Source organism: Agromyces hippuratus, assembly GCF_013410355.1.
Taxonomy (GTDB): domain Bacteria; phylum Actinomycetota; class Actinomycetes; order Actinomycetales; family Microbacteriaceae; genus Agromyces; species Agromyces hippuratus.
The window spans coordinates 1,844,765-1,856,965 of sequence record NZ_JACCFI010000001.1; the positions used below are offsets into that span (position 1 = coordinate 1,844,765).

At 68.4% G+C, this 12,201-nt stretch carries 7 protein-coding genes; 2 read left to right on the top strand and 5 right to left on the bottom strand.

The window, feature by feature from the left end:
• Positions 1-1,080, bottom strand: a complete 1,080-nt coding sequence (locus BJY17_RS08655) for a hypothetical protein (protein ID WP_179550988.1) — start codon at positions 1,078-1,080, stop codon at positions 1-3.
• Positions 1,081-1,215: 135 nt separating this feature from the next.
• Here BJY17_RS08655 and BJY17_RS08660 point away from each other — a divergent pair, with 135 nt between their 5' ends.
• Together BJY17_RS08660 and BJY17_RS08665 are read left to right on the top strand one after the other, a co-directional pair.
• Positions 1,216-1,740: a hypothetical protein gene (locus tag BJY17_RS08660; protein ID WP_179550989.1), complete on the top strand. Its 525-nt coding sequence runs from the start codon at positions 1,216-1,218 to the stop codon at positions 1,738-1,740.
• Positions 1,737-2,498 (top strand): hypothetical protein, encoded by a 762-nt coding sequence (locus BJY17_RS08665; protein ID WP_179550990.1) that lies wholly within the window; start codon positions 1,737-1,739, stop codon positions 2,496-2,498. Before BJY17_RS08660 ends, BJY17_RS08665 begins: the two co-directional genes overlap by 4 nt.
• 15 nt (positions 2,499-2,513) lie before the next feature.
• On the opposite strand, the gene BJY17_RS08670 is transcribed toward BJY17_RS08665, so the two are convergent.
• From BJY17_RS08670 to rpoB, 4 genes are all read right to left on the bottom strand, one after another.
• Complete coding sequence (locus tag BJY17_RS08670; protein ID WP_179550991.1) at positions 2,514-3,512, bottom strand: rhomboid family intramembrane serine protease; 999 nt, start codon at positions 3,510-3,512, stop codon at positions 2,514-2,516.
• 93 nt (positions 3,513-3,605) lie between these two features.
• Positions 3,606-4,322: a hypothetical protein gene (locus BJY17_RS08675; RefSeq protein WP_179550992.1), complete on the bottom strand. Its 717-nt coding sequence runs from the start codon at positions 4,320-4,322 to the stop codon at positions 3,606-3,608.
• Positions 4,323-4,458: 136 nt separating this feature from the next.
• Positions 4,459-8,355 carry a DNA-directed RNA polymerase subunit beta' gene (gene rpoC, locus BJY17_RS08680; protein ID WP_179550993.1) on the bottom strand — a complete coding sequence of 1,299 codons (3,897 nt, stop codon included), beginning with the start codon at positions 8,353-8,355 and terminating at the stop codon, positions 4,459-4,461.
• A 43-nt stretch (positions 8,356-8,398) separates the two neighbouring features.
• A complete protein-coding gene (rpoB, locus tag BJY17_RS08685; RefSeq protein ID WP_179550994.1) occupies positions 8,399-11,890 on the bottom strand; it encodes a DNA-directed RNA polymerase subunit beta in 3,492 nt (1,163 codons plus the stop codon).
• Positions 11,891-12,201: the final 311 nt, after the last annotated feature.

Below are 12,201 nucleotides of genomic sequence, written 5' to 3' on the forward strand. Positions count from 1 at the left end.
TCATCGCACGCCCGCCCGGTCGAGCGTCTCGATGAGCGGCGCGAAGATCCCGGATCTCACACCTGCCGCGTCACCCTCGACCGGCACGCGCGGAACGATCTTCGACGGTACGCCATCATCGGAGCCGATCGCCGACGCCGGCACGAGCGCCTGCTCCGCGGCATCCGGAACGAAGGTCACCGACCCGGTCGCGTGCTCGCCGTCGGCCGAGACGACGTGGTAGCTGAACTGGTCGACGGATGCCCCCGACGGGGCGTACACCGCCGTACCGTCGGGCGCGCACACCACGGACCCGTGGATCGCGGAGCCGCAGCCGACGAGCGTGATGTCGGCATCGCCGCTGCCGAACCGGAAGACGAGCGGCATCAGGTCGACCGTCTGCGGCCCGTCGCCGAGCGGAGTCGTGACGCTCGAGGCGATGAGCGTCGCGCTCGGCGCGTAGACCGGCACGACGATCGAGGCGTCGACCGACCAGGTGCCGTAGTCGTCGGCGTACCGCACGACGAGTTCGGCATCGCCGGTGAAGCCCGCCGACGGCCGGAAGACGAGGTGCGTGCCGTTCGACGCCGCAGCGCCCGCCCCCTCGGGGCGCACCTCGACGACGTCGAGCGCACCGCCCTCCGCGCAGACCGCGCAGGCGATGCCGAGATCGCTGAGCGGGAGCAGCATCGTGGACCCGGCGGCGACCGGATGCCCGTACGCTCCCCCGGCGACGGTCGGTGCCTCGGGCGGGGCCAGCGACACGGAGTAGTCGACGAGGATCGACGTGCGGCCGTTCGAGAGCGGCACCGGCACGATCGTGACGGGCGCCTCGGGATCGAAGCTCGGCGCGCTGAGCGTGATCTTCGCAGGTTCGCACGAGGCGACGAGCGGGCTCGCGGCGCGCGGGCCCGCGCAGTCGGTGATCTGCCAACCCTCGCCCGGCTCGATCGCGGCGGAGCCGAGATACGGCACGGCGATCGAGGTCGGGCCGGAAGCCGAACCGGATGCCGCGGCATCCGCTGCACCGTCGCCCTCGGCGTACGCCGCAGCAGCAGGCCCGGCGATCACTGCGCCCACCACGACGAGAGCGGCCGTCACGGCTCGGCGGACCCGCGCTGTGACCACTGCTCTCCTGTCGTCGCGCACGAATCGTGCCCCCGGGCGTTCGGGATACCATGGTACGCGGTCGGCCGGCGCCGACCGTTTCGTTCGGCGCAGCCCCGGAAGGATCCGATGCAGAACCCCTCGCTCGGCAGCGCGCCCGGTCAGACCGCCCTGCCGCAGACCGCAGGAACCCGCCCGCTCGGCACGACGGGTTCGGTCCTCCCCGAGTTGGCCGAGGCGCCTGCGCAGGAGCGCAAGTGGTGGCGGCACCCGGCGTTCATGGTCTCGATCGGACTCACCTTCGTCGCGCTCGCGAGCGCCGTCACCTGGTTCATCATCACGGCCGTCAACGACGACTCCGTCGCGGTCACCGGGCTCGGGCTCACCATCGACGGCGGCAACGCGCACCTCGACTGGAGCGGATCCGACGCGGCCTACAGCGTCTACGCCGTGCACGGCGACGGTGAGACGACCGACCTGACCCAGTGGGTCACCGGCACCGAGGCCTGGCTGCCGTCGGCGCTCGGACTCTACGAGAACGACACGTGCTTCGTCGTTCGGCCGACCGCGACCACGGGCGAGGTCTCCCTCGACGCCGAGACCCTCGGTGCGCAGCGTGCGCAGAGCGCGTGCGTCGCCGACGCGACATCGTGAGGCGTGCCGCGCCGCTCGCGCTCGTCGCGGCGCTCGCCCTGGCCGGCTGCAGCCAGGCTCCGCCCGAGGTGCCGCCGACCCCCTCGCACTTCGATCTCGGCGATCTCGACCCCTCGCAGATCGACGGCAACGGGCTCTGGCTCCTGACCGGGCCGGATGCCGCCGGCGAGATCGTCGACGCCGTCGCGGCCGTCGGCGCGGTCGAGTACTCGGGTACCTTCACCGAGCTGACCGCCGCGACCGCCGAGGCGGACCCGGCGCGCGGACGCACCGTGGCCGTCGAGTACCGGGGGCGCCCCGGAGACTTCGCGGCGAAGATCACCGCGGGCGGGCTGAGCCTCGACGTCGTCACGGTCGGCGGGCACACCTACCTGCGGGGCAATGCCGCGTACGCCGCGCAACTCGGCATCCCCGAGCTCGAACAGGGGTACGTCTGCGCCGCAGCCGGCGACGGCCTCGCCGACCAGTGGTCGCCCTTCCTGCGCCCCGCAGACCTCGTCTCGGCACTGCTCGGCGCGAGCGGATCGGTCAGCGTGGCCCGGCCCCCCGCCGACGCCGAGCTGCTCGAAGTGGTCGTCGGCGGCGAGACCGCGCCGGCCGGCGTCATGCACGTGCAGCGCGTCGGCGCACCGTTGCCGACCGACTTCGCCGCAGGAGACCCGAGCGGCGACGGCTCGTTCACCTTCGGCGCGTGGGGCGAGCAGCTCGACGTCGAAGCGCCGGCCGACCCCGTTCGCGACTGCGACGCCTCGGAGTAGGCAGCCCGCTCGCCGCTAGTAGCGCTGCACCTGCGGGCCCGCCGCGAGCTCGCGGTCGTACGCCTCGATCGCGAGCCGGTTGCGCTCGGTGACCGTGCGGCCCCGGGCGGCGATCCAGCCGCCGAGCCAGATCGGGATCTCGCGCGCGATGACCGCCGCGACGATCGCGTACGGGTCGAGCCAGCGCTCGGCGATGAAGTCGTTCGCCTGCTCGAGCGTGAGCGTCCAGGCCTGCACGAAGAGCAGCGAGCCGCCGATGTAGGCGAAGTAGACGAGCACCCCGACGAGCAGGCCGAACACGGCGTACGTCCACCACGGTCCGCGGTTGACGATCGCGGCGAGCAGCGCGAACCCGATGAAGAACGCGACGACGGGAACCCAGTACGTGGGCTCGACGAGGAAGTCGGCGATGCCGATCGCCTCACCCTCCGGCGCCCCGAAACTCAGGTAGAGCACATAGGCGACGACGCCGTAGAGCACGCCGAAGGCGACCGTGCCGATGAGCGCGACGAGCACGCCGAACCCGCGATTGCCCTTCGCCTTGGGCGGTGTCGGCGCCTGCACGTAGATCGTCTGCGGACCGGGCTGCGGTGCGACGTACACGGGTTCGGGCACGTCGGCGAGCGTCGCTGCGCCGGCGGCGGTTCCAGCCGCGACGCCCGCAGCGGGAACGTAGGTCTCACGGCGTACGGCGTCGGCGGCGACGGGTTCCGGGGTCGACGAGGCGTCCAGGTCGTCGATGCCGTTGGTCTCTTCGGGCGCGGGGTGCGCGCTCGCCCGCTCGACGGCCTCATCGAGGCGGGACGTCGCGGCGAGCTCTTCGTCGGCCGGCACCGCCGCCTCGGCCGAGGATTCGACCGGTTCGGGTTCGATGGGAGCGGGCTCGTCGACGGGCTCCGTCTCGTCCAGGACGGGGGCGGGCTCGGGCGCGGAATCGTCGACAGGGCCCTCGTCGACCGGGCCGGTCGCTTCGCCGTGACGTTCCGGGTCGGCTCCGGGAGTCGTGCTGCTCATGATCGCGCTCCTTCCGGGCACCCCTCGCACCCGTGGTTGGCCAACTGTAGCAACGCATCGGGCCCGATTCCGGGAGCGCGCGCGGCGCTTCGCTCAGCCGAAGATCGCAGCCACGATGTCGTGCGTGTACCCATCGGGGCCGGCGTTCACCCAGTGCGTCGCGATCCACACGTCGTCGCGAATGAAATGCGACTCCCCCGCCTGCCCGTCGGCGCTCGGCGGCGTCTCCCGGACGCACCGGGTGCCCTGGAGCTCCTCGTAGCAGCTGTGTCCGCTCTCGCCGAAGTGGGCGATGATGGCCGCGGCCTGCTCCTCGGTGACGTGGGCGACGTTGGTCGTGAGCCCGCGATCCGATCCGCCGGCCGGGTTGCCCCACTTGCAGGTGATGGCCGAGGCGGACGTGAGCAGCTCGACCGCGGTCTCGTCGACGGATCCGAACTGCACGCCGCTCTCGGGTTCCATCGCCCAGGCGGGGTTCAGCACGAGCGGTGCGAAGTCGCCCGACCAGTCGCGCGTGTAGATGGCCTCGCAGTCTTCCGGGATCTCGTGCACGACCGGCAGCGGAGTCGGCGGCGCGGACGATGCGGGCGGCGTCGCGGCTTCATCCGTGTTCCCGGTGGTCGGCGCGGCACCCGCAGCGGCCCCACCCGACCCGACGCCCGCGCCGCCGATCGCCGCGCCGACGACGAACGCGACGATCACGGCGAGTATCGCCGCGACGACGACGAGCCAGAACTGCGGCCGCCTCACGAGAGGCGGCCGTGCGCTCGACTCGAATGCTTCGGGAGTCTGCGGGGCGGGGTCGGTCATCGCTGGCCTTTCGAGTCGTCGGCATCGGCGTCTCGAGCGATCGTAGCGCCGCCCGGCCCCGGTGTCGCCGGCCGCACTCCCCCGGAAACGAAGCAGGGCCCCGGATCGCTCCGGGGCCCTGCTGTCGTATCGGCTACTAGCTGTAGTTGCCGGGGGTGAAGTCGTCGCTCGAGAACGCGTCGAAGTCGACGAAGCTCAGGTCGCCCTCGGTGAACGCGGCGTCGTCGGTGAAGATGCGGTTCGGGTAACGCTCCGCCTTCGCCTCCTCGGTCGCCTCGACCGTGACGTTGCGGTACTTGCCGAGGCCGGTACCCGCCGGGATGAGCTTTCCGATGATGACGTTCTCCTTGAGCCCGACGAGCGGGTCGGACTTGCCCTCCATGGCGGCCTGCGTGAGCACGCGGGTCGTCTCCTGGAAGGACGCGGCCGACAGCCACGACTCGGTTGCGAGCGAGGCCTTGGTGATACCCATGACCTCCTGGCGGGCCGAGGCGGTCTTCTTGCCCTCGGTCAGCGCGGCGCGGTTGATGTCGTTGTACTTCAGGCGGTCGACGAGCTCACCGGGCAGCAGGTCGGTGTCGCCGTGGTCGACGACGGTGACCTTGCGCAGCATCTGGCGCACGATGACCTCGATGTGCTTGTCGTGGATCGGCACACCCTGCGAGCGGTAGACGTCCTGCACGCCGTTGACGAGGTGCTTCTGCACTTCGCGCACACCCTTGACCCGGAGGACTTCCTTCGGGTCGACGGTGCCGACGATCAGCTGCTGGCCGAGCTCGACGTGCTGTCCGTCTTCGACCAGGAGGGTCGAACGCTTGAGCACGTTGTACGCGATCGGCTCGTCGCCGTTGTCGGGCGTGAGGATGACCTTGCGCTGCTTGTCGGTCTCATCGATCGTGATGCGACCCGGGGCCTCGACGATGGGCGATGCACCCTTGGGGGTGCGCGCCTCGAAGAGCTCCTGCACGCGAGGCAGACCCTGCGTGATGTCGTCGGCCGAGGCCGAACCACCGGTGTGGAAGGTACGCATCGTCAGCTGCGTGCCGGGCTCACCGATCGACTGGGCCGCGATGATGCCGACGGCCTCGCCGATGTCGACGAGCTTGCCGGTCGCGAGCGAACGGCCGTAGCACTTCGCGCAGACGCCGACGGCCGACTCGCAGGTGAGCACGGAGCGCACCTTGATCGTCTCGACCGCTGCCGCGATGAGCTTGTCGATGAGCACGTCACCGACGTCTTCACCGGCCTCGGCGACGACCTCGCCCTTGGCGTTGACCGCGTCGGCGGCGAGGCTGCGGGCGTAGACCGCGTTCTCGACGTTCGGGTCGCGGACCAGCTCGCCCGAGGCATCCGTCGTCGCGATCGGGAGCTCGAGGCCCTTGGTCGTGCCGCAGTCCTCCTCGCGGATGATGACATCCTGCGAGACGTCGACGAGACGACGCGTGAGGTAGCCCGAGTCGGCCGTACGGAGGGCCGTGTCGGCCAGACCCTTACGGGCACCGTGCGTCGCGATGAAGTACTCGGCGACCGAGAGGCCCTCGCGGTAGCTCGAGATGATCGGGCGAGGGATGATCTCACCCTTCGGGTTGTTCACGAGGCCTCGCATGCCCGCGATGTTGCGGATCTGCAGCCAGTTACCACGAGCACCCGACGACACCATGCGGTTGATCGTGTTGTCCTCGGGGAACGCCTCGCGCATCGCGACGGCGACCTCGTCGGTGGCCTTCGTCCAGATCTGGATGAGCTCCTGGCGACGCTCGAGGTCGGTCGTGAGACCCTTCTCGAACTGCCCCTGGACCTTGGCGGCCTGCTTCTCGTACTTCGCGACGATCTCGCCCTTGTTGGCCGGCGTCAGGATGTCGGAGAGTGCCACGGTCACGCCCGAACGGGTCGCCCAGCGGAAGCCGGCGTCCTTGATCCGGTCGAGGGTCGCGGCGACCTCGGTCTTCGGGTAGCGCTCGGCGAGGTCGTTGACGATCTCCGAGATCTGCGTCTTGCCCGCCTGCGCGTTCACGTAGGGGTAGTCGACCGGCAGCGCCTCGTTGAAGAGGGCGCGACCGAGGGTCGTCTCGAGCAGGTACGGCTTGCCGGGAACGAAGTCCTCGGGGGTCTCGCCCTCGGCGAAGTGCAGCCCCTCGAGACGGATCTTGACCGTGGCCCCGAGGTCGAGGGCGAAGTCGCCCGGACGGTTCTGGTCGAAGGCGAGGATGGCCTCGGAGATCGACGAGAACGCGCGACCCTCACCTGCCGCGCCGGACTTGCCGGTCGTCAGGTGGTGCAGGCCGATGATCATGTCCTGCGTGGGCAGGGTCACCGGACGGCCGTCGGACGGCTTCAGGATGTTGTTCGAGGCGAGCATCAGGATGCGGGCCTCGGCCTGCGCCTCCACCGAGAGGGGAAGGTGCACGGCCATCTGGTCGCCGTCGAAGTCCGCGTTGAACGCAGCACACACGAGCGGGTGGAGCTGGATCGCCTTGCCCTCGACGAGCTGCGGTTCGAAGGCCTGGATGCCGAGGCGGTGCAGCGTGGGTGCGCGGTTCAGCAGAACCGGGCGCTCACGGATGATCTCCTCGAGCACGTCCCAGACCTGGGGGCGCGAACGCTCGACCATGCGCTTGGCGGCCTTGATGTTCTGAGCGTGGCTCAGGTCGATCAAGCGCTTGATGACGAACGGCTTGAACAGCTCGAGCGCCATCTGCTTGGGCAGACCGCACTGGTGCAGCTTCAGCTGCGGGCCGACGACGATGACCGAACGGCCCGAGTAGTCGACGCGCTTGCCGAGCAGGTTCTGGCGGAAGCGACCCTGCTTTCCCTTGAGCATGTCGCTCAGGGACTTCAGGGCGCGGTTGCCGGTACCGGTGACGGGGCGGCCGCGGCGGCCGTTGTCGAACAGTGCGTCGACGGCCTCCTGCAGCATCCGCTTCTCGTTGTTGACGATGATCTCGGGCGCGCCGAGGTCGAGCAGACGACGAAGACGGTTGTTGCGGTTGATCACACGACGGTAGAGGTCGTTCAGGTCGGAGGTCGCGAAGCGGCCACCGTCGAGCTGGACCATCGGACGAAGCTCCGGCGGGATCACCGGCACGACGTCGAGCACCATCGCGGCCGGCGAGTTGCCGGTCTGCAGGAAGGAGCTGACGACGCGCAGACGCTTGATCGCGCGGATCTTCTTCTGGCCCTTGCCCTCGGCGATCTGCAGGCGCAGGTCGTCGGCCTCAGCGGCCAGGTCGAAGGCCTCGAGGCGCTTCTTGATGGCCTCGGCGCCCATGTAGGCGTCGAAGTACATGCCGAAGCGGTCCTGGAGCTCGTGGAAGACCGAGTCCTCGGGCTTGAGGTCGCCGACCTTGAGGGTGCGGAAGTCCTCCCACACGCGCTCGAGGTGCGCGACCTGCTCGTCGCCCGACTTGCGGACCTGCGTCATCTCCTTGTCGGCGGCGGCTTCAGCGCGCTTCTTCTGGTCGGACTTGGCGCCCTCCGCCTCGAGTGCGGCGAGCTCCTCCTCCTTGCGCGCCATGAGCGTCGCGATGCGGGCATCGCGCTGGTCGCCGATGGTCTTGATCTCGAGCCGGAGCTCGTTCTCGAGGCCGGGCATGTCGGCGTGACGGCCTTCGTCGTCGACGTCGATCACCATGTAGGCGGCGAAGTAGATGACCTTCTCGAGGTCCTTCGGCGCCATGTCGAGCAGGTAGCCGAGGCGGCTGGGCACACCCTTGAAGTACCAGATGTGCGTGACCGGAGCGGCGAGCTCGATGTGGCCCATGCGCTCGCGGCGCACGGAGGACTTGGTGACCTCCACGCCGCATCGCTCACAGACGATGCCCTTGAAGCGGACACGCTTGTACTTGCCGCAGGCGCACTCCCAGTCGCGGCTCGGGCCGAAGATCTGTTCGCCGAACAGACCGTCCTTCTCGGGCTTCAGGGTGCGGTAGTTGATGGTTTCAGGCTTCTTGACCTCACCGTAGGACCACTTGCGGATGTCCTCTGCGGTGGCCAGGCCGATGCGAAGCTCGTCAAAAGTCGTTGCGTCGAGCAATTTCTCTCCTTGGAAAGTTTCTGTAGTCGTCTACTGGCCTGGCTTAGATCTCGTCGATGTTCGACGACTCGAAGCGCGCGGAGATGTTGATGCCGAGCTCTTCCGCAGCGCGGAAGGCCTCGTCGTCGGTGTCGCGGAGCGAGACCGCGGTGCCGTCGGCCGAGAGCACCTCGACGTTCAGGCAGAGCGACTGCATCTCCTTCATGAGCACCTTGAAGGACTCGGGGATGCCGGGCTCCTGGATGTTCTCGCCCTTGACGATCGCCTCGTACACCTTGACGCGGCCGAGGATGTCGTCGGACTTGATCGTGAGGAGCTCCTGCAGCGCGTATGCGGCGCCGTAGGCCTGGAGCGCCCAGACCTCCATCTCACCGAATCGCTGTCCACCGAACTGCGCCTTACCACCGAGCGGCTGCTGGGTGATCATCGAGTACGGGCCCGTCGAACGCGCGTGGATCTTGTCGTCGACGAGGTGGTGCAGCTTCAGGATGTACATGTAACCGACCGAGACCGGGTACGGGAACGGCTCGCCGGAACGGCCGTCGAGCAGCTGCGTCTTGCCGGACGAGTCGATGAGTCGCTCGCCGTCGCGGTTGGGGAGCGTCGAGTCGAGCAGACCCGCGATCTCCTCCTCGAGTGCGCCGTCGAACACCGGGGTCGCGACCTTGGTGCCGGGAGCGGCCTCGTGTGCTTCCTTGGGGAGCTTCTTGGCCCACACCGGGCTGCCGTCGACCTTCCAGCCCTGCTTGGCGACCCACCCGAGGTGGGTCTCCAGCACCTGGCCGAAGTTCATGCGGCCCGGGATGCCGAGCGGGTTCAGGATGACGTCGACCGGAGTTCCGTCGGCGAGGAACGGCATGTCCTCGACCGGGAGGATCTTCGAGATGACGCCCTTGTTGCCGTGGCGGCCGGCGAGCTTGTCGCCCTCGGTGATCTTGCGCTTCTGGGCGATGTAGACGACCACGCGCTGGTTGACGCCCGAGCCGAGCTCGTCGTCGCCGTCCTGCGAGTCGAACACCTTGACGGCGATGATCGTGCCGCGCTCACCGTGGGGCACCTTCAGCGAGGTGTCGCGGACCTCGCGGCTCTTCTCGTTGAAGATCGCGCGGAGCAGACGCTCTTCGGCCGACAGCTCGGTCTCGCCCTTCGGCGTGACCTTGCCGACGAGGATGTCGCCGGGGCGGACCTCTGCGCCGATGCGGATGATGCCGCGCTCGTCGAGGTCGGCCAGCAGGTCGGGGCTGACGTTCGGGAGATCACGGGTGATCTCCTCCTTGCCGAGCTTCGTGTCGCGGGCGTCGACCTCGTACTCCTCGATGTGGATCGACGAGAGCACGTCGTCCTTCACGAGGTTCTGGCTGAGGATGATCGCGTCCTCGAAGTTGTGCCCCTCCCACGGCATGAACGCCACGAGGAGGTTCTTGCCGAGCGCGAGCTCGCCGTTGTCGGTCGCGGGACCGTCGGCGATGACCTCGCCGACCTCGACGCGATCGCCCGCGTTCACGAGCACGCGGTTGTTGTACGACGTGCCCTGGTTGGAGCGGTCGAACTTGCGCAGGAAGTAGGTCTGCGTGCCGCCCGCATCGAGCTGCACGGTGACCGAGTCGGCCGAGACCTCGGCGACGACACCCGCCTTGTCGGCGGTGATGACGTCACCGGCGTCGATGGCCGCGTAGCCCTCCATGCCGGTTCCGACGAGCGGCGAGTCGCTGCGGAGCAGCGGCACAGCCTGACGCTGCATGTTGGCACCCATGAGGGCGCGGTTCGCGTCGTCGTGCTCGAGGAAGGGGATGAGCGAGGTGCCGACCGACACCATCTGGCGCGGCGAGACGTCCATGTAGCCGATCAGGTCGGCGGGAACGAGGTCGACCTCGCCGCCCTTCTGGCGGGCCAGGACGCGGTCTTCGGAGAAGTGACCGTCGCTCTTCAGCGGCGCGTTGGCCTGGGCGACGATGTAGTCGTCCTCTTCAGACGCCGTGAGGTAGTCGATCTGATCGGTGACCTTGCCGGCGACGACCTTGCGGTACGGCGTCTCGATGAAGCCGAACGAGTTGATGCGCGCGAACGATGCGAGCGATCCGATGAGGCCGATGTTCGGGCCTTCCGGGGTCTCGATCGGGCACATGCGGCCGTAGTGCGAGGGGTGGACGTCTCGGACCTCGACGCCGGCGCGGTCGCGCGAGAGACCGCCGGGGCCGAGCGCCGAGAGGCGACGCTTGTGGGTCAGACCCGCGAGCGGGTTGTTCTGGTCCATGAACTGCGACAGCTGCGAGGTGCCGAAGAACTCCTTGATCGCGGCGACGACGGGTCGCACGTTGATCAGGGTCTGCGGGGTGATCGCCTCGATGTCCTGCGTGGTCATGCGCTCGCGGACGACGCGCTCCATGCGGGACAGGCCGGTGCGGACCTGGTTCTGGATGAGCTCGCCCACCGCGCGGATGCGACGGTTGCCGAAGTTGTCGATGTCGTCGACGTCGAGGCGCAGGTCGACCGCCTTGCCGGCGCGGCGGCCGGGCAGGGTGGTGCGCTCGTCGTGCAGCGCGACGAGGTACTTGATCGTGGCGACGATGTCCTGCACCGTCAGCACCGAGTCGGTGAGGGGAGCCTCGAGACCGAGCTTGTTGTTGATCTTGTACCGGCCGACCTTCGCGAGGTCGTAGCGCTTCGGGTTGAAGTAGAAGTTGTCGAGGAGCGCGCGCGCGGCCTCGGCAGCGACCTGCTCGCCCGGACGGAGCTTGCGGTAGATGTCCTTGAGCGCCTCTTCCTTCGTGAGGATGTTGTCCTTCTCGAGGGTGAGGGCGATCGACTCGTAGCCGGCGAACTCCTCGAGGATCTCCTCAGAGGTGAGACCGAGGGCCTTCAGGAACACGGTGACGCTCTGCTTGCGCTTGCGGTCGATGCGGACGCCGACCTGGTCGCGCTTGTCGATCTCGAACTCGAGCCATGCACCACGGCTCGGGATGACGCGAGCCGAGTAGATGTCCTTGTCGGAGGTCTTCTCGGGCGTGCGCTCGAAGTAGACGCCCGGCGAACGCACGAGCTGCGAGACGACGACGCGCTCGGTGCCGTTGATGACGAACGTGCCCTTGGGGGTCATGAGCGGGAAGTCGCCCATGAAGACGGTCTGCGTCTTGATCTCACCCGTGAGGTGGTTCATGAACTCCGCGTTCACGTACAGCGGTGCGGAGTAGGTCTTGGACTTCTCCTTGCACTCGTCGATCGTGTACTTCGGAGGCTCGAGCTCGGGGTTGGTGAACGAGAGCTGCATGGTCTCGCCGAGGTCTTCGATCGGAGAGATCTCCTCGAAGATCTCCTCGAGACCGGTGGTCTCGGGCAGGTCTTGACGACCGGCCGCCTTGCCCTCGGTGAGGCGTGTCTTCCACGCCTCGTTGCCGACGAGCCAGTCGAAGCTCTCCGTCTGGAGAGCGAGCAGGTCGGGTACCGTGAGGGTGTCGGTGACCTTGGCGAACGAGAGACGGCTTGCACCGCGTCCGTTCTTGGGGGTGGGCGTGGTCGCGTTGCGCGCAGCAGCCAAGTGAATAACCTCCATGGCCCCGTCGGGCCGGTTCACTGTCGGTAGCGGAGAGTGGAACCCCTCAGACGAGTGCGGATGCCGGAGACCTCAAGATCTCGACACGCACGGAAGCCGACCGCAATATGAAGGCATGGTGGGTCTGGGAGCGCAAAGGTTAACTATATGTCGCCAGACGCGCCGTGTCCAGTCGATTCTTGATTTGTCTGCGAATCTCCGGTATAACCACGATCCTGCACCCCCGAGACGCGCAACGGCGCCCCGCTGCGGCCCACGATCGAGTCGGTGAGCGGATGCCGCGGGGCGCCGGGTTC